22 protein-coding genes and 1 other RNA gene are annotated in these 24870 nt (G+C 40.5%); 17 read left to right on the top strand and 6 right to left on the bottom strand.

Features of this window, described 5'->3' with window-relative positions; all coding sequences use genetic code 11:
* Position 1: 1 nt before the first annotated feature.
* The 5 genes from ACVCDT_RS01090 to ACVCDT_RS01070 all read left to right on the top strand — a co-directional run bounded on the left by ACVCDT_RS01090 (position 2) and on the right by ACVCDT_RS01070 (position 4782).
* Entirely contained in the window at positions 2–1045 is a 1044-nt protein-coding gene (locus tag ACVCDT_RS01090) for an SO_0444 family Cu/Zn efflux transporter (protein WP_447130892.1), read from the top strand.
* 135 nt (positions 1046–1180) lie between these two features.
* The gene (locus ACVCDT_RS01085; protein WP_447130891.1) at positions 1181–1543 is read left to right on the top strand and encodes a GntR family transcriptional regulator; all 363 of its coding nucleotides are present in this window, start codon (positions 1181–1183) and stop codon (positions 1541–1543) included.
* Complete coding sequence (locus ACVCDT_RS01080; RefSeq protein ID WP_447130890.1) at positions 1543–2403, top strand: ABC transporter ATP-binding protein; 861 nt, start codon at positions 1543–1545, stop codon at positions 2401–2403. The genes ACVCDT_RS01085 and ACVCDT_RS01080 overlap by 1 nt, the downstream gene beginning before the upstream one ends.
* Complete coding sequence (locus ACVCDT_RS01075; protein WP_447130889.1) at positions 2400–3311, top strand: hypothetical protein; 912 nt, start codon at positions 2400–2402, stop codon at positions 3309–3311. The genes ACVCDT_RS01080 and ACVCDT_RS01075 overlap by 4 nt, the downstream gene beginning before the upstream one ends.
* A gap of 211 nt (positions 3312–3522) precedes the next feature.
* On the top strand, positions 3523–4782 hold the full coding sequence (locus tag ACVCDT_RS01070) for an outer membrane protein transport protein (protein ID WP_447130888.1): 1260 nt from the start codon (positions 3523–3525) through the stop codon (positions 4780–4782).
* A 50-nt stretch (positions 4783–4832) separates the two neighbouring features.
* Here ACVCDT_RS01070 and ACVCDT_RS01065 read toward each other — a convergent pair whose 3' ends face one another.
* Positions 4833–5432 (bottom strand): thioredoxin family protein, encoded by a 600-nt coding sequence (locus ACVCDT_RS01065; protein WP_447130887.1) that lies wholly within the window; start codon positions 5430–5432, stop codon positions 4833–4835.
* Between the two features lie 97 nt (positions 5433–5529).
* Between ACVCDT_RS01065 and ACVCDT_RS01060 the strand changes: the two genes are divergently transcribed.
* Positions 5530–5871 (top strand): FKBP-type peptidyl-prolyl cis-trans isomerase, encoded by a 342-nt coding sequence (locus ACVCDT_RS01060; RefSeq protein ID WP_447130886.1) that lies wholly within the window; start codon positions 5530–5532, stop codon positions 5869–5871.
* A gap of 897 nt (positions 5872–6768) precedes the next feature.
* Complete coding sequence (locus ACVCDT_RS01055; RefSeq protein ID WP_447130885.1) at positions 6769–6954, top strand: hypothetical protein; 186 nt, start codon at positions 6769–6771, stop codon at positions 6952–6954.
* Positions 6955–6986: 32 nt separating this feature from the next.
* Here the strand turns inward: ACVCDT_RS01055 and ACVCDT_RS01050 are convergent, their stop codons facing one another.
* A complete protein-coding gene (locus tag ACVCDT_RS01050) occupies positions 6987–7496 on the bottom strand; it encodes a GNAT family N-acetyltransferase (protein ID WP_447130884.1) in 510 nt (169 codons plus the stop codon).
* Positions 7497–7667: 171 nt separating this feature from the next.
* Between ACVCDT_RS01050 and ACVCDT_RS01045 the strand changes: the two genes are divergently transcribed.
* The 5 genes from ACVCDT_RS01045 to ACVCDT_RS01025 all read left to right on the top strand — a co-directional run bounded on the left by ACVCDT_RS01045 (position 7668) and on the right by ACVCDT_RS01025 (position 11466).
* The gene (locus tag ACVCDT_RS01045; protein ID WP_447130883.1) at positions 7668–8216 is read left to right on the top strand and encodes a TlpA disulfide reductase family protein; all 549 of its coding nucleotides are present in this window, start codon (positions 7668–7670) and stop codon (positions 8214–8216) included.
* A gap of 58 nt (positions 8217–8274) precedes the next feature.
* Entirely contained in the window at positions 8275–8733 is a 459-nt protein-coding gene (locus tag ACVCDT_RS01040; RefSeq protein WP_447130882.1) for a GNAT family N-acetyltransferase, read from the top strand.
* A 30-nt stretch (positions 8734–8763) separates the two neighbouring features.
* Positions 8764–9126, top strand: an RNA gene (gene rnpB, locus ACVCDT_RS01035) — RNase P RNA component class A.
* Positions 9127–9274: 148 nt separating this feature from the next.
* Entirely contained in the window at positions 9275–10090 is an 816-nt protein-coding gene (locus ACVCDT_RS01030; RefSeq protein ID WP_447130881.1) for a CatB-related O-acetyltransferase, read from the top strand.
* A gap of 329 nt (positions 10091–10419) precedes the next feature.
* On the top strand, positions 10420–11466 hold the full coding sequence (locus ACVCDT_RS01025; RefSeq protein ID WP_447131264.1) for a LacI family DNA-binding transcriptional regulator: 1047 nt from the start codon (positions 10420–10422) through the stop codon (positions 11464–11466).
* 14 nt (positions 11467–11480) lie between these two features.
* Here the strand turns inward: ACVCDT_RS01025 and ACVCDT_RS01020 are convergent, their stop codons facing one another.
* Positions 11481–13415 carry an amylosucrase gene (locus tag ACVCDT_RS01020; protein ID WP_447130880.1) on the bottom strand — a complete coding sequence of 645 codons (1935 nt, stop codon included), beginning with the start codon at positions 13413–13415 and terminating at the stop codon, positions 11481–11483.
* A gap of 275 nt (positions 13416–13690) precedes the next feature.
* Between ACVCDT_RS01020 and ACVCDT_RS01015 the strand changes: the two genes are divergently transcribed.
* The gene (locus ACVCDT_RS01015) at positions 13691–16195 is read left to right on the top strand and encodes a TonB-dependent receptor (protein ID WP_447130879.1); all 2505 of its coding nucleotides are present in this window, start codon (positions 13691–13693) and stop codon (positions 16193–16195) included.
* Between the two features lie 131 nt (positions 16196–16326).
* Positions 16327–17541: an MFS transporter gene (locus ACVCDT_RS01010; protein ID WP_447131263.1), complete on the top strand. Its 1215-nt coding sequence runs from the start codon at positions 16327–16329 to the stop codon at positions 17539–17541.
* Positions 17542–17545: 4 nt separating this feature from the next.
* Here ACVCDT_RS01010 and ACVCDT_RS01005 read toward each other — a convergent pair whose 3' ends face one another.
* Complete coding sequence (locus tag ACVCDT_RS01005) at positions 17546–18994, bottom strand: hypothetical protein (protein ID WP_447130878.1); 1449 nt, start codon at positions 18992–18994, stop codon at positions 17546–17548.
* Positions 18995–19512: 518 nt separating this feature from the next.
* Between ACVCDT_RS01005 and ACVCDT_RS01000 the strand changes: the two genes are divergently transcribed.
* Positions 19513–20142, top strand: coding sequence for a YiaD family glycine zipper/OmpA-like lipoprotein (locus ACVCDT_RS01000; RefSeq protein WP_447130877.1), 630 nt, complete (start codon positions 19513–19515; stop codon positions 20140–20142).
* A gap of 43 nt (positions 20143–20185) precedes the next feature.
* Here ACVCDT_RS01000 and ACVCDT_RS00995 read toward each other — a convergent pair whose 3' ends face one another.
* A complete protein-coding gene (locus ACVCDT_RS00995) occupies positions 20186–21664 on the bottom strand; it encodes a metallophosphoesterase family protein (RefSeq protein WP_447130876.1) in 1479 nt (492 codons plus the stop codon).
* A gap of 167 nt (positions 21665–21831) precedes the next feature.
* On the opposite strand from ACVCDT_RS00995, the gene ACVCDT_RS00990 reads away from it, so the two are divergent.
* On the top strand, positions 21832–22653 hold the full coding sequence (locus ACVCDT_RS00990) for an MBL fold metallo-hydrolase (RefSeq protein WP_447130875.1): 822 nt from the start codon (positions 21832–21834) through the stop codon (positions 22651–22653).
* A 112-nt stretch (positions 22654–22765) separates the two neighbouring features.
* Complete coding sequence (locus tag ACVCDT_RS00985; RefSeq protein ID WP_447131262.1) at positions 22766–24064, top strand: ribonuclease J; 1299 nt, start codon at positions 22766–22768, stop codon at positions 24062–24064.
* Here the strand turns inward: ACVCDT_RS00985 and ACVCDT_RS00980 are convergent.
* On the bottom strand, positions 24061–24537 hold the full coding sequence (locus tag ACVCDT_RS00980) for a hypothetical protein (protein ID WP_447130874.1): 477 nt from the start codon (positions 24535–24537) through the stop codon (positions 24061–24063). The genes ACVCDT_RS00985 and ACVCDT_RS00980 overlap by 4 nt on opposite strands.
* Between the last annotated feature and the right edge of the window lie 333 nt (positions 24538–24870).

Here is a 24870-nt window from a genome sequence, read left to right as displayed (position 1 = left end):
TATGCAATTTATTGAACAATTTATTTTACTTTTCACTGAATCTGCACCCTATTTGTTACTCGGCATGTTTATCGCTGGTGTGATCCATCAAGCTGTCCCTAAAGCCTGGGTTGAAAAAACCTTAGGCGGCAAAAATTCCATTATAAAAGCGGCCTTAATTGGTGCACCTTTACCTTTATGCTCTTGTTCGGTGATCCCTGTGGCTATGGGCCTTCGCCGCAGTGGAGCAAGCAAAGCCAGCACAGCCAGTTTTTTAGTGGCAACCCCAGAAACAGGGGTAGATTCAATAGGTATTACTTACGCCTTGATGGGGCCTATCATGGCTATTGCGCGACCCATAGCCGCGATATTCTCGGCCATAATCACTGGGCTGTTTGTAGCCATTTGGGGGCAGAAAGAGCTAGCCCAAACATCACAATCAAGCACTCAAAGCAGCACAAGTTGTTGTCAAAAGTCTCAGAAAAAATTAGATAGTTGGGAAAAACTTAGAGGGATCTTCACTTTTGGTTTTGGTCAACTTTTACGAGATTTTATGCTGTGGTTTTTAATAGGGATCTTTTTTGCGGCGCTGATTACTACCTTTGTACCCGATGGCTTTTTACAACAATATACCAATGGGATCTTAGCTATGGTGTTGGTGGTGCTAATTTCTATTCCTATGTATGTGTGTGCTACTGCCTCCACTCCTATAGCTGTGGGGTTATTAATGTCGGGGATCAGTCCTGGTGCAGCCTTAGTCTTTATGTTAACTGGACCAGCTACTAATATCGCCACCTTAATTGTGATAAAAAATGAATTAGGAAAACGTGAACTTGCTTTGTATTTGCTGGCTATTATTAGCAGTGCAGTGTTTGCAGGGCTGTTGCTAAATTGGCTATTTGCGCAATTTAACTGGCAGTTGCAATTAGCTCATGGTGACCATTCAGATATGGTGAATAGCCTGTATCAAATCAGCGCATTGATATTAGCGCTACTCATTGGTTATCAATTACAAAAAAAATACCTTTCAGAGTTTTCAAGCAAGCTACTTAGCTGGCGTAGCTAATATTGTTCACCTAGTGGGTTATGTTCTCACTAGGTGTTTGATTCATCTTTAGTTACATATTCGATTGTACAATTTTTTGCCTATGGTGTGTTGGTGATGTATAACACTATAAAGCTAATTGATTGAGATATGATTATGGCCAAGCAATGGGATGTTGATATCCCTATTTATGTGCAGTTATACCAACAGGTGTTAACTCGCATTCTCGAGCAGCATATTCTTGAGGGCGAAGCTCTGCCTTCAGTAAGAAAGGTGGCGGCTGAATATCAGTTAAATCCCCTAACTATTTCTAAGGCCTATCAAATGCTGCAAGACGAAGACTATGTTGAAAAACAGCGAGGCAAAGGTTTGTTTGTTAAAGCAGGGGCTGTACTACGAATTTTAGCCAATCAAAGGGCAGTGTTTTTATCTACTGAATGGCCAGCCGTTTTACAAAAAATCGAACGTCTAAAGCTTTCTATCGAACAGTTGCCGCACTCGTTAAAGGAGAATCAATAATGTCAGCGATGTTAAATGTGACAGCACTGAATAAGTCATTTAAAAATAAACAGGTGTTAAACGACATCAATTTTTCCCTTTACCAAGGGCAGATATTAGGTTTAGTCGGCCCCAACGGAGCTGGTAAAACCACTTGCTTACAGTCTTTGTTAGGGTTGATACCTTACGAGGGCGAGATTAACGTTTTGGGTTACAACCCAAATAAAGCCCGCGACAAAATGCTTAACCAGGTAGCCTATATTACCGATGTGGCAGTACTACCTAAATGGATTAAGGTGAATCAATTGCTCAGCTATGTAGAGGGTGTACATACAAAGTTTGACCGTAGCAAAGCTGAAGCATTTTTGGCTAAAACCAATATTAAGCATTCGGCCAAAGTTAAAACTTTGTCTAAGGGTATGGTAACCCAATTACATCTTGCGATTATTTTAGCCATAGATGCCAAAGTTTTAATTTTGGACGAACCCACTTTAGGTCTAGATATTCTAACTCGAAGACAGTTTTATACTCACCTTCTAGAAGAGTTTTATACCGAAGAAAAATGTATTTTAGTCACCACTCATCAGATTGAAGAAATAGAGCATATTTTGACTGACGTGGCTTTTATCAAAGCCGGAGAGGTGGCCTTGCACCAAAGTGTAGATGACATGCGCGAACGTTTTAAATTACTCGCAGTAGATAACGAGCACCTCGAACAAGCAAAGGCTTTAAACCCTATCGCTGCCAATAGCATGATGGGCATCACTAGTATGTTATTTGACAATGTTGACTCACAAACCCTTGGGCAACTAGGCAAAGTTTCTACCCCCACTCTTGCCGATATTTTTGTCGGTGTTATGACGCAGGAGACACAATCATGATCTATTCGCAACTAACTAGTGGTGTTAAAAAAGAGCTGTGGGAATTCAACAAAACCTTATTTTGGATGCCGTTAATCATTGCTTTGGTGATTATTGCTACTCCACTTCTAAAGCTAAGCTTAATGGAGAGTTATCAGATAGAACGATTATTTGAGGCCATAACCTCGTTTCAAGGCTCTGATAGTTTTACTCATTATGAAAAAATTTCGCATATTTTTATGGCGGCTGTGATGGCGATATTTGCGCCTTTTGTGGCGGTATCTTTGATTATTCAATTATATTATTTCACCTCTTGCATGTTTGATGAAAGACGCGATATGTCGGTGTACTTTTGGCGCTCTATGCCAGTTTCAGATGCCCTGTCTATTGCGGTGAAATTAGTCACTGGTGCCATTTTAGTACCCGCTATTTTTATGCTGGGAGCCACAGCTGTGGTGTTAGTGTTTTTAATACTGCTATTTATTTTTAGCCTGATTTTGTCTTTTGGCTTTGATGTCTCTGTATGGGCATTTTGGGGCCACGCCGACATTCTCTCTAATTTAGCCTCAAATTGGTTAAACCTATTGCCTTATGCAATTTGGATGTTGCCTGTATTTGCATGGTTAATGTTGGCGTCAATGTTTGCCAATAAAGCGCCATTTTTGTGGGCTGTGTTGCCTGTCATTGGCGTATTGCTAGTAGAGGCCTATTTAGTTGAATATTTTGCCTTAGATAAGCTTTTTATACTCTCAACTCTAGTGCAGTATTTTAGCTTCACCCAAGATATCATGCCCTTAGATCTGCACTCAAACAGCGCACCTCAATTGGCGTTATTTTCGCTTATTGCCAATAAAATTAGTGTGCTGGCTACATTTTTGGCTGCGTGCTTTATTTATTTGGTTTATTGGTTAAGAGTAAATAGAGGGTGAGTAAAATCATCTATTAATAAAAATCGATTGATTTTAGCAAGTTGTTAACGGCCTTCAATTGTTGTTAAATTGTTGGCCGTTAAATAGACGTTTATTAGATTATCCCCGCAATATTTAGCTTTTTACCTACCAAATTAGCGCAAGTTCTATATCATGCCGCTCTGTTTTTTATCTAGGCCGACAGTTGCCTTTCAATTTGAGTTGTTTGAATATGAAATTTAAGTCTTCTTTATTATCTATATTGGTTTGTGCACTGCCAATGCAAACCTTTGCTGCTGCTTTTCAATTAGCCGAACACAACGCTTCTGGTCTTGGTCGCGCTTTTGCGGGCGAAGCCGCCCTAGCTGACTCTGCCGCGGTAGTTGCACGTAACCCTGCATTAATGAGCACTTTTAAGCAGTCACAATTATCTATAGTCGCCACTTATATTAAGCCAGACGTAGCCATGACTGGCACTAGTGCCCCAGCTTATTCAAATGTCTCGGCTTTAGATGACGATAGTATTGCCCCTGAAGCGTTAATCCCAGCCACCTATTTTGTTACGCCTATCAACAAAGCTTGGTCTGTAGGTATGGGCGTGTTTTCTAATTTTGGTTTAGCCACAGAATTTTCTGATACTTATGCAGCAGGACAATTAGCTGGTACCTCTGAAATTACTACAGTGAATTTTAACGTCAGTTTAGCTTACAAATTCAATTCGCAATTTAGCCTTGGTTTGGGACTCAATTACATTTATGCCGATGCAGCCATTGAGCGTCACTTTGGGGCAAACCCTTTGGGACTGTCTGCTGAAACTGTGGCCGCTAGCCTAACGGGCGACGACCATGGATATGGCTGGAATTTAGGTGCTAGTTACGCATTTAATAAAGATTCGCGCCTAGGCTTACATTACCGTAGCAAAACCACTCTAAACTTTGATGGTGAATATACCAATCAATTACCACAAGCATTTGGCGGATTAGCAGGTGCTACTTTACCAGGTGCTTTAGAGTTAACTTTACCAGCTACAGCAGAGTTGTCGGGTTGGCACCAGTTAGACAAAAAGTGGGGACTAAACTACAGCCTAGTATGGACCCAATGGCAGAGTTTTGATGCTTTGCAAGCCTTTGTTCCAGTAAGCGAAACGCCAGTATTTTATAAAAAGGAAAACTTCTCTAACAGCATGAGATATGCGTTGGGAGGCAGCTACCAGTGGAGTAAGGTATTAAAATTACGTGCAGGTATTGCCTATGACGAATCACCAGCCGACGCGCAACATTTGTCTATTTCTATCCCTGATTCTAATCGTGTTTGGTTAAGCTCGGGTGCAAGTGTAATACTAGATAAGCGCTCAAGTGTAGACTTAGGGATCAGTGTGATTGAAGGGCAAACTCGTGAATTTACCGAAACTGATAATCTTGGGGCAAACTGGGGCTTTAACAGCCAAGGCAACGCCTTTTTATTAGCAGTTCAGTACAACTACTCTTTCTAAAATCTGCTTTTTTAGCCTTGCCCAGCTTTAAACTGGGCAAGGACTATCAATTAATACCTAGGCTCGTTACCTGGCTTCCACTTAATATTACAACCAATAGAGGGCGCTTGGTTTTGACTAATACTTTGCCCATTAAGTAGTGCATCCATAGCCGCTATTAAATCTTGCCCTGTTGCCATTTGTGCTGAAGAGTCATAGTTACCCGAAGAAATTCGGTGGGGTCTAGTGTGATCAAATTGGCCACGATAAACCAACTTTCGTTCTTCATTAAACAAGTAAAAATCTGGTGTGCAGGCAGCTGCATAGGCCTTAGCTACGTCTTGGCTTTGGTCTAATAAGTACGGAAAACTATAATTGCGGCGCTTTTTTTCTTGCACCATGGCGGCCAAATTATCTTGCGGGTATTGCTCTGTATCATTGCTGTTAATGGCCACAAAGGCGATGCCTTTTGATTGATATTCAGCTGCCACTTTAGCTAATTGTTCGGCAATATGAATAACATAAGGGCAATGGTTACAAATAAAGGCAATGACCAAGCCTTGGCTGTGAGCAAAGTCTTGCAAAGACACATTGTTGCCTTGGGTGTCGGGCAAAGTAAATGCTGCTGCACTGTGCCCGAGTTCGAGCATGGTAGACGCTGTTTGAGCCATGTTTTTCTCAATCTGATAAATGCTTGAGCTTTAGTTTAGCGCGCAGGTGCTTGGCAAGGTATAATTTTATGCAAACTCATTCATTACTTACATTTTGATGACTCAAGAACTAAAAATTGAAGATTTGCTCATAGGCACAGGCAAAGCCGCCGAGCGTGGCGCGTTAATCACTGCACATTACCGAGGTTGGTTGGAAGATGGCAGTGAATTTGATTCTTCATATAAAAACAATGCTCCATTTCAAACTGTATTAAGCAACAAGCGCGTGATCCAAGGGTGGATTTTAGGTTTACAAGGAATGCGTGTTGGGGGAAAACGTAAACTTTGGGTACCAGCACATTTGGCCTATGGCGAACGCCAAATAGGCAAGATGATCCCAGCGAATTCAAATTTACAATTTGAAATTGAGTTGTTAGAAGTATTAACTCGCGATGATTAAGGTTTTGAAAAGCTTTTAAAGTCTTACCTGCAATAAGTCTTACGTTAACTATCACTATCATTAAATATTGATATAAGACTTGATAGGTAACTAAAAGCGAATTTTAGACAGTCACCACCGCGAAGGTGATGGTTTCCATGGACTGATTAGCAGCTTTTAAGGAAATACATCTAATTGTCAGGAGTACTGAGAAAGCAGACTTTTCATTGTTTGAATAAGCATGCGCTATCGCTTACCGACTTCCGTGTCGGTTTTTCACACAGAATCCCTTCTGTGCGACTTACTTTTTGTCTACAGCCACAAAAACTAAGGAAAAAAGGCCGCTCTACGCAATGCTCTTCATCCACTTATTTGCTGCTTTTTGCAGGTCGTAATAAATCGCTCCAGGCGAACTATTACTCAATCGCCCATCCCGGCGATTGCCCTGCAAAAAGCACCAAATAAGTGGCGAGCCTCGAGTCGAGGGTAAATCAAAAGACAAAAGCAAAGTCGCTCCGCGAGCTCTGCTTTAAGCTTTGGTGACTCCGCCACTGCTTTCCCGCCTTTAAAGTTTCAGCAAAAAATGGCTTATTTTAGGGGCAAATGGCAGGACGCCATTTGAGCGAAATCTGGAGGGACTCATTATTTCGCGACCTTAAAATAAGCCATTTTTTGCGGTTAAGAACTTTAAGCGGCGGCGGCATCTTTTTGGTTACTTTTTTCTTTGCTGCTGAAGAAAAAGTAACTGGCTAGAAGGGATTCAAGACAAAACTGGCAGGACGCCAGTGAGCGTAAGCGAATGCTTTTAGAACAATAAGCCAACGACCGCTATCTACTAAAACCAAACAAAACAGCAAGTTGGCAAGATAATTGATTGTTTAGTGAAATAAACTCATCAAACACAATAAATTGACACTTATGAAACTCCCTACAAAAAGTTTAATTGCTAAGATAGAATCTTTGTCTGCACAAATGTCACCTGAACAATTAAGAGATTTTTTAGATGTGCTTGATTCTATGACCATAATGGTTGCAGAAGCCAAAGCTTTGCCATCTAAATCAGAAAAACACACTGGCAATAGGCTGAAACTTGCTTTGCATTAACAAGGCTTTTTAGCACCTAAAATCTGCTGCGACTAGCTTGAAGAGGCTAGCCACTTATACATGACTAATGCATCTACAAAACCCAAGCTCTGGTGATTGAATGCTTTGGGTAAGGTACCAACAATTTGGTAGCCAAGTTTTAACCATAGTCGTACAGCATGTTCATTACTTTTAGCCACAAAATTAAATTGCATGGCTTTAAAGCCTAGGTCTATGGCTACTTGTTGGGAGTGTTTACACATGGCTGTGGCCAATCCCTGACCACTGGCTTGGGCGGCCACCATATAGCCGCAATTACACACATGCTTGCCAGGGCCAGCTTGATTGGTTTTTAAATAATAACTTGCCAGAATTTGCCCTTGTTGTTCTACCACATAGGTTTTTAAGGGTTGAGAAAACCATAACAACTTAGCTTGTTCTGAATTAATACTAGCCTCATAGGCATAGGTTTCGCCGGCCTGAGCTATGGGTTGAAAAAACGCCCAAATTTGTGGCCAGTCTTGTTCTGTGGCGAGTCTAATTTGCATGTTAGTTAAATTCATCAGTGCTAGCCTAAGCTGTGATATACCAAAAAAACCATACTCAAATAAATACCTTTAAATTCAACCATTAAAGTCACTTGAGCAGAGTCACCTATACAGTGAAATAGCATACCATTTACCTAGCATTCTGGTAGGCTAAAGGCATATAGAAATCTATAAAAAGTGAAAACAATGTTGGCTTATTTACTTCAAGCAAAGCTACCTAAACTTACTTGTGGACTATTTAAATGGCTTGCAGTTGCATTGCTATTGGTTGGGTGTAGCGAAGCTCCTCAACAACTAGAAAGTAAAGCACTGAAGGATTTTAGTTTATTCACTGAGTCTGGCGAGTCAGTGAGTTTGCATCAGCAAAAAGGCAAAGTGGTGTTAATTAACTTTTGGGCGTCTTGGTGCGCGCCATGCTTACAAGAATTTCCATTTTTACAGCAATTACAGCAAGAGTATGCAGCACAAGATTTGACTGTATTGGCGATAAATTTAGACCAAAATAGTGAAGATGCGAAAAGCTGGCTAAATGAGGTTGAGGTAGATTTTACTATACTTTTTGACCCTCAATCTAAGGTTAGCCAGAAGCTTAATGTGCAGGTTATGCCCACTTCTATTTTGCTAGACAAAGAAGGTAAGCAACGTTTTATTTTTAAAGGCTACAAACCAAGTTTACAAAAACAATATCACCAAGCCATAACACAGTTGCTTAGTGAACAAGCGTCAACGCCATAAGTTTTTCAGACAGGCAAAACTAATTAGGTTAAATTGATTTTTTACTTTAGGTTTTTTTATGTTCACTGCAATTCGGTTAGCAAAGGTTAGCGATATACCTTTTATTAAACAGATTATCGAACAAAATCAGATGTTTCCTGCCGAAATGCTGGACCCTATGATTGCCCCCTTTTTACATCAACAATCAGAAGAACTTTGGTTTGTGGTCGAAGCCGATAAACCCATTGGCCTCGCTTATTGCGCCCCCGAAAGGATGACAGAAGGCACCTGGAATATGCTGTTAATTGCCATAGACACTGAATATCAAGGGCAAAACATCGGCGCAACACTTATGGCCTATGCTGAACAGGTAATAGCTCAACAAAATGCAAGAGTATTGCTAGTAGAAACCTCTGGCTTAGCAGAATACGCTCGAACTCGCGCTTTTTACCCTAAATGTGGTTACAAACAAGTCGCTCGAATTCCAGATTATTACGCTGAAGGCGATGATAAAGTGGTGTTTTGGAAAAGATTGTAACTGAGCGCTAATCTGTGTAAGATCCGCCGCGGAGTTGGCCAGGCAATCGCCGTTTAGTTTTCACTTGTGAATTTCTAAAGGGAGGAAAGTCCGGGCTCCATAGGGCAGGGTGCCAGGTAATGCCTGGGCGGCGCGAGCCGACGACAAGTGCAGCAGAGAGTAAACCGCCTAAGCGCGTAAGCGCCGGTAAGGGTGAAAGGGTGCGGTAAGAGCGCACCGCGTTGCTGGTAACAGTATACGGCAAGGTAAACTCCACCCGGAGCAAGACCAAATAGGATCTCATATAAGATGGCCCATCTTGAGATCGGGTGTGTTGCTAGAGCCAGTGAGCGATTGCTGGCCTAGATGAATGATTGTCCACGACAGAACCCGGCTTATCGGCCAACTCCACTATTCTAACAACCAATTGAATTTTTCGCTTTTTCAAAGCAAGAGAGCTCAAAATATTACAATTCCTACTGTAAATATTAGTACTGTAAAGTATAACGCTTTTAACATTGAAAACTTTAAAGCATAAGCAAAAATTTAAAAGGACGCTAATGTGAGCAAAGTCATAAAATTAACACAGGCTCATTTAGACATTTTGCGTGAGTTTAGAATCTTCACCCGATATCATCCTTCGTTCGCACATTTTTTGAGTAACAATGGAGCAGGTTGGTTAAAAGTTGGCAGCGAAATTACCTTTAAATCAAAAATTGAATTAGAGCCTTATTGTGCGGTTTATAAGTCTCCATATGTTGGAGGTAAAGGAACGGTTCCATCGCACGGTCTATGTTCAATGGGCTCGCAAAGTTACTCAAATTCTGCTTTACCAGAAAAAATGCAAATTGGTCGATATTGTAGTATTGGTGAAGGTTTAACAATTTTAGATAGTTACCACCCATTAGAGCGGGTTTCAACAGCACATTTTACTTGGAAGCCAGGGGCTGCGCTTGTAGAAGCTGCAAGGTCTGATCGGGGGGCAAAATTCTATGACAAGCCAGTTTTTCATATAAAAGGTGGCAAAGCTTATCCTGTCATCGGAAATGATGTGTGGATAGGTCAAAATGTGACTTTATCTATGGGCATAAAAATTGGAGACGGTGCGGTAGTAGCGGCTAATTCTACCGTCACTAAGTCATTTCCGCCTTTTGCTGTAGTTGGAGGAAACCCAGCTAAGATATTGAAGTATAGATTTACAGAATATCAGCAAAAAGAATTATTAAAAATTCGTTGGTGGGATTATTTATTTACTGATTTTGATCACTTACCTATGGACGATATGTTTACCTTTTTAAGGAGTTGGAAAGAGCAAAGTGCCTCGTTTAGTTTGTACACCCCGCAAAAATTGACTTTGCCTGATGCATTTCTTTGTTAAGTAATTTTTATTTGTTTCACCATCTTCTATGTCCAGGGGCCGCTCTGATTTGTGAAAGCGGTATATTATTTTGCTTTTGATTAAGTCGTTGCTAAATCTATGATAAATTAATTATTCTTCACATTAATTTTATTGAGAAATACGCTCTAATTTCTTATTTTATGGGCCAACACCATTGATTTCTTTTGCATTTATATACATTTACGAATCGCAATAATTTAACGCATGCATTGTTGCTTAGACCTTCTTATACTTGAGCTTACTTGTTGTTAGCGAGCAACTCATGTGGCTTTAATACGGGATGATTACATTGTTAGGAGTGCCAGATTATCAGTAAGAAGTTAAATTTAACCCAAGTAGCCAAACAATTGGGTGTTTCTACTGCGACTGTTTCTAATGCGTTCAATCGCCCAGATCAATTGTCGGCTAAACTCAGAGATCGTATTTTGTCTGAAGCGGCAGAATTAGGCTATCACGGTCCTAACCTAGCTGCTCGTCTGTTGCGCAAAGGCGAATCAGGTGTGATTGGTGTAATGATGGTGGATTCTCTAAGCTATTCTTTTTCCGATCCTGTGGCCAGCCAGCTATTGCAGGGCATAGCCGAAGTATTAGTAGAAAATCGCAAACAAATGTTGTTGTTATCTAGCGCATTAGATTCAGCCGAGCAGAGCAGTGCAGAATCATTACCTGACGGGTTTATTTTGTACGGTGCGTTACAAGGCAATTCTTTCGAGCATATCAAGCGCTTAGGTAAACCTATAGTTAAAGTTGACTTTCAATCAGACACTACTCATTCGGTTAATATAGATAACGAAGCCGCGGCTTTTATAATTGCCGAGCATGCCTTTAAAAGACAAAAACAAAGTGTGGCGATATTGGGCTTAAGATTGGTTGAGTCAGATAGGGTGTGTAGATTAACTCCTCAAGATTTATTAACTGAGTCTCAAGACGTGGCACACAGCAGATTAAAAGGTTATTTACGCGCTGCAGATGCAGCCAATATAACTGTGCAGGCCAATCAGATTTGGCATGTGCCTATTAATAATGCCGAAACCGCAGAAGTGGCAGTGAGAGAGGTATTAGGCCAATCTGAATTGCCTAAAGTGATACTTTGTATGAGTGATGTGATTGCGTTAGCCGCTCTTAGAGTGGCTAGCGAGTTAGGAGTAAAGGTTCCAGAACAAGTGCGAATTACAGGTTTTGACGATACCCCAGAAGCGTCTAGGGCAATGCCAGCGCTAACTACCATTTGTCAGCAAAGTATCGAAAAAGGCCGTGTTGCCGCTAAATTATTATTGAATACCCCGCAAGGTGACAACACAGCACAAAAAATCGTTTTAGATACCCGCTTAGTTATTCGCCAAAGTTGTCCGTAAATATTGCCAATAAATTAGTTAGCGTCGGCCATTAACCACATGGTTTGGTATGGCAAAAGTGTCAGCTCATTGGTTGAACACTTTATGTCTTTGTGACTAATTAAATCCTTTACTTTGTCGGCTTGTAGTTGAGTTAATACTCTTGGATCAAGTGGTTGTTGATCTTCACTAAAGTTCACCAGCGCCAACAAAGTTTGGCCTTGCACATTGCGCCTTGTATAGGCGAACACATGCTGATTGTTCACTTCAATAAAGTCAGTATCAGCTTTGCCAAAAACAGCATTTTGTTTGCGGATAAGAATTAAATGCTCAAGGCCTTTGGCAATACGATGACTGGGTGTCGCTTTCTTCTGAGCCTGTTTTAACTCGCTGTCTTTTATGCTTAACCTATGTACCCATCTGCCGTCATGGGCTTTGCTAGGGTCGTGTTGATAATCGTAGTTATTTAATAAACCTAATTCGTCTCCTGAGTAGAGTAAAGGTATGCCGCCTATACTTAATATAATCGAATGGATCATTAAAACTCGGGCAATGGCATAGTCAATTAATTCGGGATCATTTTGTTTTATGGCTTTTTCTAGACCCGCTAAAGACGCTAAAGATCCACAAACACGACAATCACCGGTTTCTTGGTTTTCGCCAAATGCCACACCAGTCGCAAAAGAACCTTCAAATCGGCCAGTATAAAACTGGTTTAAAAAATGCCGATGATCATTGCCATTAATACCTAACTCAGCGGCTACGGCATCATCAAATGTCCAGCCAATGTCATCGTGACAGCGGGCGTAGTTAACCCAGGCACAATCTGGTGAAATCTCGAAGCTTTTACGCATTGACTGAGTTAATAATTTAGTTTTGCGGGTGGCTAAACTATTCCAAATTAACGCCATTAAAAGCGGATTGTAGGAAAGCTGGCATTCGTCTTTATCAATATATTTAATCACTTCGTCTGGATGCACTATGGCTTCTGATTTAAATACCACGCTGGGCGCGACTATTTTCAGGCAGCTGTTAAAGGCTTGGATCAATAAATGCGCTTTGGGCTGATTTTCACAGCTAGTGCCCATTTCTTTCCAAATAAACGCCAGTGCATCTAGTCTTAATGCATCACAGCCTAAATTAGCTAGAAAAAACATTTCATCTGCAATGGCATTAAATACCGCCGGGTTTGAATAATTCAGATCCCATTGGAAATTATTAAAGGTTGTCCAAACCCATTTATTGGCCTTGGGGCACCAAGTAAAATTACCTTTGCGCACCTGTGGAAATATTTCTCTGAGGTTTTGTTCGTACAAATCGGGGACGGTTTTATCATCAAACATCCAATAATATTCTTGATATTCAGGGTGACCTTTTTGTGCCTCTTTAGCCCATTGATGTTCATCAGAAGTATGGTTAAAAACAAAATCTAATACTAGGTTAATCCCGGCTTCTGATAATGCATCAGAGAGTTTTTTAAGATCTTTTATACTGCCAAGTTTTTCATCTGTTTGCCTATAGTCTGATACCGCATAGCCACCATCACTGTCACCTTTAGGCGATTTATATAAAGGCATAAGATGCAAATAAGTAATACCTAACGAACGTAAATAAGGAATTTTTTGTTCAAGGCCAGCTAAATCTCCGGCAAATAAATCAACGTAGCAAGACATACCAAGCAGGTTCTCTTGTTTAAACCAATCAGGCTGAGCAATACGTTTTTTATCTTGCACTTTAAGTTTGCTGGCGCGTTGTTTAAACGCTTTTTTCATACTGACAACCAGCTGTTGTACAAAATAATAAAAGTCATATCGTTGGCCATAGACTTGGTAGAGCAACTCAAATAACCCTGCAAAATTTGTATCTAAGCGTTGGATAAATAGTTGTTGGTCTTTTTTGCTCAATTCAGAAAGATCTGTGTGGGCTAACACTCTTTCTAATGTGCGTTTACCTTCCATTTTTACATTCATAAATAAATCGCCAAGTTAAACGTTTAAGAAGTTCGATGTTGGGTAATATAGGATATGGCCGCCTATTTGACAAGTTTTAAACAAAAACTTTACAAAAATAATATCATCTGCTAACTTTTAACTTAATCGTTTAAGCAAGCTTGTGATTCGCTTAAATAATTTTACTAAGAAAACAATAAATTTGATTACGCCGGCTAACGATCTCTGTAGTTTAAATATTATTTGATGAGTTCTGTGCACCGTCTAAAATTTAAATGACATATCTGGAGAAACGCATGAAAAAAATATTTACTCAATCAGCTATATCAATTGCTTTGGCAATTGCTACGCAACCTTTGGCTTATGCACAAGCAGAGCAAGAAGCCGAAGAAAAACAGTCGTGGGAACAAATTGTTGTTACAGCAAGCCCAACCGGTGCAACTCAACAAGAAACCAGTGTTTCAGTGAGTTCTTTTGATGAAGAAACCATCTTTAAGTTAGCCCCTCGTTCAACTGCTGAAGTATTTAGAGCCTTACCAGGTATCCGTGCAGAATCATCGGGTGGTGGAGGTAATGCCAATATCACTATTCGTGGCATTCCTTTGGCCACAGGTGGCTCGAAGTTTTTACAATTACATGAAGATGGTTTACCCGTTTTAGAATATGGTGATATCAACTTTGGTAATGCAGACAACTTTTTACGTTACGACTGGTCAGTAGGATTAGTGGAAGCAGTGCGCGGTGGTTCGGCTTCTACTTTTGCAAGTAATTCTCCAGGCGGTGTCATTAACCTTATTAGTAATACTGGTGAGACTAGTGGTGGAGCAATAGGTACATCTTTGGGTTTGGATTACGATGAATTTAGACTAGATTTTGCCTACGGTGGCGAAATCAACAATGACTTGTACTTCCATATAGGTGGTTTTGCCCGTGGTGGCGAAGGTACCCGCGATACAGGCTACAACGGTGACCAAGGTGGCCAAGTTAAATTTAATATTACTCAAGTTTTAGATAACGGTTATTTACGCTTTCACTTTAAACAACTAAACGACAAAGTTACCACTTACTTACCTGCACCTGTTCGTGTAAATAGCAATGGTGATTTTGGACCAGTAGATAATTTTGATGCTAGCAGCCAAACCATGCATTCGGCTTATACTACTAATGTGTCGACTTTTGATTCATTTGGTAATCCGGTAAATCGTGACTTAACTGACGGCATTGAGTCCAATGTAACCTCATTTGGTTTTGAAGCTAATTTAGAAGTTGCTGAGGATCTAGTCTTTTTAAACAAGTTTAGAACTTCAGAAATCAGTGGTGGGTTTATTTCGCCTTTCACTGACACATTTGGCGCTTACGGCCCGCAACCTGCCAACAATATGGCTGCGGCCATTTGTGACTCAGCACGTGATGGTGAAGGTAATGCCTTTAACTGCGCATCTACAAATGTGACTTTGGCCAATGGCCCTAATGCAGGTAGTGCTTACAACGGCTTAGCCTTTTTGAATCTATTGTTTGATACCTCTATTAATGATTTGGGTAACCTAATCAACGATATGAACTTACGTAAAGAGTGGGACAACGGTTTGTCTATCACAGGCGGTTATTACTACTCAATGCAGGATATCGCCACTAGTTGGAATAGTTGGAATACTTTTATTCAAACAGTAGACGGTGAAAATTCACAGTATTTACATATTGAAGATGCCGATGGTGAAGCATTAGTGAATAATGGTTTGTGGGCGCCAGGGTTTTTATCTTGGGAATGGGATTTGCGCTACACCACTACCGCCCCTTATTTTAACATCGGCTACGAAGCTGGTGATAACTGGTTATTTGATGCCAGTGTAAGACGTGACACAGTGCAGGCCAACGGCGAATTAATTAATGCTTGTTGTGGCGGTAACACTGACTTTGACCTTAATGGTGATGGGGTTATATCGGGTAATTCTGAAGATGCCTCAGCAAGCAATGGTTTTGGTTTTGGTGGCGGCGTGATTAACCTTAATCGTGCTGGTGCAGCTAGCCAAATTGTTAACTATGAAGCGAGTATGACTTCATACTCTTTTGGTGGTTCATACATAATGGACAAATCTAAAACAGTATTTGCTCGTTACAGTAAAGGCGGTCGTGCTATTGCGGATAGACTTTTACAAATCGGTGGCACCCTCAACTCAGACGGTTCATTAACCAGCACAACTTCGGGTTTTGACCAAACAAAACAACTAGAAATTGGCTTTAAATATGCCACTAGTGATTTGCGTCTAAATGCGACCCTGTTTGATACTGTCACAGAAGATACTCAAGCAGAACTGACTAGCGGGTTAACCTTTATTCGTGAATATGAAGCTTTAGGTTTAGAGCTTGAAGGTAACTATGAATTTGGTTCAGGCTTTACTCTATCGGGTAACGCAACTTGGACAGATGCTGAAATTAGTGGAGATAAGTTTAATCCAGCCTTAGTTGGTCAAACTCCTCGTCGTCAAGCTGATTTTATCTATACAGTGACACCACAATATCAAGCAGATGAGTATTTGATAGGGGCATCAATCCAAGGTTCAACTGAATTTTATGTGGGTGACACTAACCAGCTAAAACAAGACGGCTACAACTTAGTTAACTTGTTTGCTACTTGGTATATTTCAGAGGCATTCTCGGTGTCGTTAAATGTAAACAATTTAACCGATGAGTTTGTTATCACCGAATCAGAAGAGACCAGCGCCAATGCCGGAGATATCATCCGCGCAAGACCATTAAACGGTCGCACCTCTTCTTTATCGGTTAAATATATGTTTGACTAAAAAAATCCAAGGCCCACTTAGTCACTAAGTGGGCTGACGTATTGTGCAAGTATTAGTAAGGCGAAGATCAGATGACAACTCCCCAAACCAATGAAAGAAACCTCGCGCTGGTTAGATGGTTAACCTATCTCATGTTTATGATGTTTGCTATGACGTCCGATTCGGTAGGGGAAATCATCAAAGAGGTCAAACGCGAATTTGAAGTGAGCAATACCGAAGCCAGCTTAATGCATACCTTGTTTATGGTGGGCATTGCTTTTTCAGGTTTGTTTTTAGGATTTTTAGCCGACAAATTTGGGCGTAAAAACACCATTATTTTAGGCCTGTCGTTATTTGCTATTTCTTGTTATTTATTTTTAGTCGGCACCAGTTTTTCTTTTATTCTTGGCTTAATTACCTTGTCTGGCATTGCAGTTGGTATTTTTAAAACCGCAGCACTGGCCTTGATAGGAGATATTTCTACTTCCACCAAAGAGCATACTGGCACCATGAACGGCGCCGAAGCCTTTTTTGGTGTAGGCGCTATCATCGGCCCATTGTTAGTGGCTTGGTTAGTAAGGCAAGGCGTTGATTGGAAATGGCTTTATGTAATTGCTGGTGGTTTGTGTACCTTGCTAATTGCCATGGCTTACAAAGTGAATTACCCAGAATTTAAGACCAGCACCAATAACGACAAAAAAAGCAGTAATTTTGCTAGTAGTTTAAAATTATTAAAAAATCCTTATTCAATGGGGTTTTCCATAGGCGCGTTTTTATATGTGGCCGCTGAAAGCGCTATTTATGTGTGGATGCCAAGTTATTTAGTATGCGACGCCGTTAGCGTTAAAGACACCTTTGCTTGTTACACCTCAGATGGTAAACAAATGTTAGCTATGTATGCGGTATCGGTATTTTTCTCGTTACGGGCGGCAGGCAGATTTGTTGGTATTTGGATGATGCAGCATTTTAATTGGGCCTTAGTGTTGATGTTATTTAGCGGCGCAATTTTATTGTGTTTTATCGGTGGACTGGTTGGCGGTAAAGATGTGGCGTTATATTTGTTCCCACTTACCGGAATTTTTATGTCGGTTATTTATCCCACCTTTAATTCTAAAGGCATTAGCTGTTTTCCTAAATCAGAACACGGCAGTGTGGCAGGGATCATTTTATTTTTTACTGCGGCAGGTGCAGCAGCAGGACCACTGATTATGGGCATGGTGAGTGATGCCTATGGTGGCGATGCGAAGTATGGTTTTATGGTTGCTACTGGGTTCGCTGTAGTTTTGTTTACAGGTTTGCTTTACAACTATTTATTTGACCCCACAGCAAAGCGTTTAGCCGAAATTGAAAAATCGGAATACCTTTAAGCTTTTAAGCCCAAAGGTTTTGGTGTTTGTTTATGCTGAAGTACCTATAGGTGTTCCAAAACCCAGCTTCTAATTCGGGTAATTTAGAATCTTTAAGATCACGCATATGGGTTTCGCGTAAGGTTTTGCGTTTTTCAATGGAGAGATTAGACAGGTTTTTTTGTACCTCGGGATAAAACAAATTATTTTCTGGAAGCAAACTAAAGTTTTTAGTGTCGGGGCAAATTTCACCTTGATCGGTAATTCGTCTACAGGTTGGTGCGTCAGGACGCGAGGGATTAAGTTGCGTCACTATGCCGTAATAATAGTCTTCAATTTTATCTTCTGGTTTATGTGGTTTTAGATATAACACCCCAAACCCCATAGGAAAATGCCCAACTAAATTAATAAAGCTTTGTGCTGCTTCTGAGCATATCGCTTTATTTTTGGCGGCATTGTTTAATACTGCAACCACTTTTGGTAAGTCTCTAAAATTGTAATCAGGCTTAGTCGATAAAATAAAAGAGGTATAAATTTGTGGGATTTTTATGATATTACCAATACTGCCTTGAGAGGGTTTAACTGCATCTGTTAATAAGCCCAATACAAATTTTAAGCGATTATTTTGTTTTTTCTCAAAACGCAGCTTTTTATCTTCATCGCCCCCTTCATACTCAGATGTTCCTATACCATGAACCACAAAGTCTTGGGTTTGTTCATGATTCATTATTAATAAGGGCACACGTGTACCTTTATCTAAAACCCTGAATTCATCCAGTGAGCCATCTGCCCCTTTTAATAGACGTTGAATTTCGGGATGCTGCATGCCTATATCTTGGGTAATTGCCGCAATAATCACAGGTACAGCTACATCTAATTGAAATTGGGTAAAGCGCCCTAAGGTTTTTGGAAAGCGAGTTTTGGGATCAAATCTATCAACTATGTATTTATTGGTTAGGTTATTATCTACTAACATTTTATCCAATAAACGTAAGGCTAATACAGCTTTATATAAGGGTTTATAAAGTTGGTGCATTTGCTTGCGGTTGTCTGTTTCAGTGCTTGATAACATAAACAAAGTGGCTAGCAATTTAGCGCTTTTTGTATGGGTTTGTTGTTGGTTTACCCCTTCGCTTAGTTTCAAAATATTTAAGCAAATGGCAGACATGCATTTATAACGAACTTGCTGAGCCTTAAATTGCTTGTTTTTTTCGTCTTTTAACGCTTTTTCCATTTTTTTCATTTGTTGGTAAGCGTCTTGCTTTTTACTTTCGGCAACCGTTTGTTGATATTCTTTGGCGGTTTTAAGGTTCTCTTCGCAAGATTTAATGACTCTGGCATCACTGTCGTGTGAGGTGAAAAACAAATTGGCTAATTCGAATAAAGAATTTTGCCCAGAGGAATTTTGTTGAATTTGATTGACAAGCGATTGCACTGATTGGGTGTATTCAGAATCGGTCAAATTTGAAGCCATTAATACAATTCCTTGCTGCTAGCACTACATATTAGTTGTTAAGTAAACCCTTTGTATAACAGTAATATAGAGTTACATTCTAATGAATGCAATGCGAATCCTAAAGTAGGCAGAATTTACTCAGGCTAAGTTATTTTAAATTTACACTAATAGCTTGTTTAAAGTCTTTTGCTGATAAACGATTTCCATCTAGTAGGTGAATTCACTAGGCTGGCAAGGATATTTCTACGCTTGTCAATGTTTAGCTTTAACGGCTTTTTGCCCCTGTCATACAGTGCTTTAAATGCATGAATTTAAGACACCCTTAGCTTAACTCTTAGGTCTTTTAGGACTAAGTAAATGTTACAAAGACCCTGAATTTTTTGTCCATTAGTATTTCACTTTACTCCATTATTTTACCTTACTTAGTGTAAGGAATTTCCGTAACCATATGATTTTTAATGAATATATTTTTTGTTGAGTAAATGGAATAAATACTGCTTTACCTTAACCACCTTTATCAGAGTTAGGATTACAAAATGAAAAAGACCTTTATTGCCATTAGTTTATCAAGTTTGATAGTAGTGGGTTGTGCTTCTAATACTAGTAACACCCAAAAGGGAGCAGGTATAGGCGCAGTGATTGGTGCGCTTGCCGGAAAAGGCACGGGCGACAATGACAAAAGTCGCTACGTGTGGGGCGCTGCCTTAGGTGCTTTGGCTGGAGGCGCTATAGGCAGTTATATGGACAAACAAGAACAGGAGTTTCGTGATGAGTTGGCCGATAGTGGCGTGCAAGTGCATAGAGAGGGAGACAATATACGTTTAACTATACCCGGCAACATTACCTTTGCTACCGGCAGTGCGTCTGTAGTCAGTGGTTTTTATCCAGTGCTGGAAGATGTGGCCAAAGTGTTAAATCGTTATGATAAAACCAAATTGAGCATTACCGGTCATACTGACTCTGTTGGTGATGCCATGTATAATCAACAATTGTCAATGCAACGGGCTAATAGTGTGGCTAACTATTTACAAGGCGCAAAGGTAAATGCAGCTCGTTTACAAACGTTAGGAATGGGTGAAAGTCAGCCCATTGCAAGCAATGATACGCAAGAAGGCCGAAAACAAAACAGGCGGGTTGAGCTACAAGTTATACCGCTAGAAAACTAATAAACCAAAAACCTAATTAAATAGCCGCAGTAAGCGGCTATTTTTATTTTAAATCAATGTTAAAGGCTTGTGTAAAGTCCTTGATTGGCAAGCGGTCTTTGTCTTGTTGGCGAATACGCCAGGCCTGTACTGACATTCCAATAGAATTGCTGTTTTTATGGAAGCTGACGGTCATAAAGTGTTCGCGGGTGCGCTCTTTCCAATAGGCGGAAAGAGGGAAGCCTTTTTTAGTGCCAACATGAAAGCGTTTATCGTAGCTTACCGTTTGCGCAGTGAACCCATTAATTTGTAGAGATTTAGGATCTGGAAATTGTTTTGGTGTTGTTTTAGCTTTATCTGAAGCCAAGCTATTTAGGCCAGTTAAGTTTGACATAGGTGAAGATACCACTTCTATTAATCGACCGCCTTGTTCACCCATTTTAACTTGGGCAATACGCCCAAAATGTACATCGCCCGACATCACCACTATATCGTGGCCAGTGCTGGCCATGGCTGTTATTAGTTGTTCATACTGCTTTTTAAAGCTTAATAAGTTGCGTTCTAAAGGGTTTTTCTCGGTGATCAAAACCTGAGGAATAACTAGCACCCCAGGCTGAGTTAAACCTTGTGCCCAATTGATAATTTTCTCAAATCCGTCTTTGTCAATAAATTGAGTTTTGCTGCGATAGGAACGTAGATCAGCCACACAAAAACTTAGATCTGTACCAATATCGAATAAATCTACTTTACTAGATTGTTGTACCTTCATTACCCCATCGCGAGATGCGGCTGTCCAAGCATGGCGAATTTTATTGATTTTTAACATAAACAAAGTAGGCAGCAAGCTGTCGTAAAAGGGGTAATCATTCCAGTATTCGTGGTCGTCGGGCAGCATCCATGCGCCCCCTCTAACTAACATACTGCCTAGAGCCTGCCAATGCTTTGCATAGTCTTCAGCTACCCTTTGGCGCACTTCATTGGTGAGTGGAGACAAAGAATCTAAACCTATGTCTAAATACACTTGGTCGCCTACCATAAACTTTATGTCTGGTTTTAGTGCCTTTTCGCCTCTGTCATACAGCGCTTTAAAGGCACGAGCGGCCTGCCCACAATCTCTATGTTCGTAAAAACAACTGCTCAATGACACAGTAAAGGCTTGGCTTTTGGTCTTGGGTAAACTATTGGGTAACGTACTAAAACAGCCGCTACGTAATAGTTGCCATTGGTCTTTGCCTTGGTGTTCTTCTCCCTCAAGACGTTGATAAAAATCGACTTTATACTCGCTACCAGCTGCTAAGCCAGAAATTAAACGGGTGTCGTAAAAGCGTTGATTGAGTCGATTAAAGGGGCGCTTCCATTGGTCTAAACTGATGTCTTGCTGACTGATTATTTGCTCTTGATGAGTCAAAATTAGTCTGGCTAATTTGGGTTTACGTAAAGTACCAAAAAGTGTGCCTGCCCAAATTTCTACTGAGCTTTGGCTAACTTTGTGAAACACTAAACTCCATTTTGAGGTATTAGTAGGTAAATCGAGAATGTTCATTGGCTTGTCCCTAAGAATTGTTTGGGTGTTTAAAGCATAGAAGGCAATGTCATGATTTTCTGCTAATCCACACAAAAAATAGGATGAACCTAAACCAAAATAATGGTCTGGCTGGTAAATTAATGGCTAGCAATTACCACTCTATTGATTAACAAAATAGGTAAACCATGAAAATAAACTGTCTATTACTGGTGTTGTTACTTTGTGTAAGCTCGCAGGGATTGGCCCATCAAGGCGAGGCAAAGTATTTAGCTAACGAAGCTGTTTTGGCGACTTTTGGTGATACAAAAGTGTTGTTTGACCCATTTTTTCATGAAAGTTTTGGTACCTACCAATTGGTCCCTGAACATATTAAGCAAGCTATATTGGCCGGCACCCCTCCTTTTGATGACATAGACGCCATAGTGATTAGCCATGCACATGATGACCATTTTGCTGCAGATGAAGTGCTCAACTACTTAAAAAAGTTTTCTAAAACCAAGCTTATTGCTCCACAACAGGCAGTTGATCAATTATTCAATTTAGAATCAGGCCATAGTGTAGCCAACCAAATTACCGCTGTAGATTTAGCTTTCGAGCAAAAACCAATATCTATAGAACAAGGGGGCTTAACCTTTGAAGCTTTACGTATTCCACACGCCGGCTGGCCAGCTAGGGCAGAGGTTGAAAACCTAGTATTTAGAGTGACCCTAACTAAGCCAGAGTCGCAGCTAACTGTTATGCATCTTGGTGATGCTGATGTAGATGATTCCCATTACTTAAAGCATAAAGCCCATTGGCAAAAACGTCTTAGCCACACCGCTTTTGTTCCCTATTGGTTTTTTTATTCTGCCGAAGGCCGAGATATTTTGGCTGAAATACTGAATATTGAGAAAAGTATAGGTGTACATGTGCCAGTTAAGATCCCTAAAGTGCTTACTCAAGGAAAAGCTGACTATTTTTCTAAACCAGGTGAAACTCGCATTATAAATGCGACCACTTCGCAGTAAGTGCTTACTTTATGCTTAAAGATATAAGGAGTTAACAATAGTTTCCATGACCCCTACCGAACAAGACTTGTGGTTTTTACCTTTAGGAGGCACAGGCGAAATAGGCATGAACATGAATTTGTATGGGCATGCCGGACAATGGTTAATGATGGATTGTGGTTTAACCTTTAATGCCCCTTTGTGCTCTGAAGAAGAAGCCAAAACCTCTGATTTGTTTAAGCATGAATTAGTGGCTGCCGACCCAACTTTTATTAGTCAACGTAAAGAACGATTAGTTGGCATTGTGATTACTCATGCGCATGAAGATCATATAGGGGCCTTGCCATTTCTGTGGCGACGTTTTAAATGCCCGGTTTATACCACTGCCTATACCGCTGAAATATTAAGGCGCAAATTGGCTAGAGATGGGCAAGCAGACGCCATTCCTATCATAGAAGTACAAAGTGCTGAGCGAATAGATATTGGCGAATTTAATGTGGAATGGTTAGCCATTACCCATTCGTTGCCCGAGCCCCATGCCTTTGTGATCAGAACCGCGGCGGGTAACGTTTTTCATACTGCTGATTGGAAAATCGATTTACAGCCTGTAACTGATCAGGCTTTTAACGCCTCACTATTTAAACAACTGGCTAAACAGAATATTTTGGCCATGGTTTGTGACTCAACAAACGCCGATAGACCCGGACACTCAGTATCAGAAAAGCAGTGTTATTTAGGCCTTAAACAAGCGATTGAGGCGGCATCAGGGCGGGTTGTAGTGGGCTGTTTTAGCAGCAATATTGCTAGGCTTATTAGCTTAGCTAAGATAGCTCAACAAACTGGCCGTTATTTTGTGTTGTTGGGTCGTTCGCTTCTCAACACAGTTGGGGCGGCAAAAGCTACTGGGCATTGGCCCGATGATTTACCTATTTTAGATGCATTTCATGCTGGCTATTTGTTACCCGAAGAGGTGTTGGCGGTAGCCACAGGCAGCCAAGGTGAAACGCGCGCAGCGTTAAATCAAATGGCTAAAGATACATATCGTGACCTAAGTTTAGATAAAGGTGATTTAGTGATTTTTAGTTCGATAGTGATCCCAGGCAATGAGCTAGCCATTCAAAACTTGATTAAGGCCTTCCATGCTAGAAACATTAGTACCTTATCAGCTGAAGAAACTGAGCTTGCCATTCATGCCTCAGGGCATCCTTGCCGTGAAGAATTGAGCCAAATGTACCACTGGGTTCGACCTCAGGTTGCTATTCCTACCCACGGCGAGCATAGCCATATGCAAGCCAATGCGCAGATTGCTAAAGCTTGTCACGTACCTATTAGTTTAACCGGGGAAAATGGCGATCTTTTTACTTTAGCCCCGCATATTGGAGTACAAAAAAACGCAGTAAAAGCAGGCAGAATAGCCTTACAACAAAATTAACCTTTGCCTTCAATTAGGTTGATTTCATTGGGATTTAATCTTAATAACACCTCATCACCATAAGCAATACCATCAATTTTGTGAGATAAAATCTCGAGTAAACTGTCGTCTTTAAAGTGCCCAATTTTTGTTTCTGGGTGGGGGTAATATAGGTATGCGGCAAAGCTTTTATCCTTCACTATTATTTGGCAAGGCGATAAAGAAAAGGTTTCGGCAGCATGTTCTTCAGACCATTTTATATTTTTCATGGTGAAGCTTGGGTTATGTAACTCAAAACGTTTTGGCGCAATATTAATATTTAGTGTGCCGGTAAAAAAATCATCTAAGTTTATTCCCTGCGCTTTAAAAAAGGGCTTTTGCATGGCAATGGTGCCTGCAGGAAATGGGCTATCTTTGGCTTTCCCAGATGCAACCTGATGGCCTTTTACTAAGGTACCTGGCACTTGAATAGAGTTTTCAAACCTAGCTTGCATAGTTTTCCTTATAAATTTGAGTGAATTATTGGCCTTAACTAGTTTGCTAATGGCAAAACAGATTTATGTAACTCTAGCGTTTTAAAGCGAAGAATTTAACAGCCCAATCAGTATTTATAATCTGTACCGTTCTGCATCAGGTTTATCGCAGGCACACCTAATTTGGCAAGTGGAATCATATCTGGTCCACCGCTGGTGTTGCCGCTGCGACGAGTTACGCCTAATTCACCCATAAGTCCTGCCATAGTATCCACCACATGTATGGCCTTAGGTGAGATGTTGTCTGATGACTGCAGCCCATAGACTGGGCAGTACTAAAAACAAACTGACTAT

This window comes from Paraglaciecola aestuariivivens (assembly GCF_052983255.1).
Note: the sequence above shows the minus strand (reverse complement) of the source record. Positions and strands in the feature narration are given on the sequence as shown.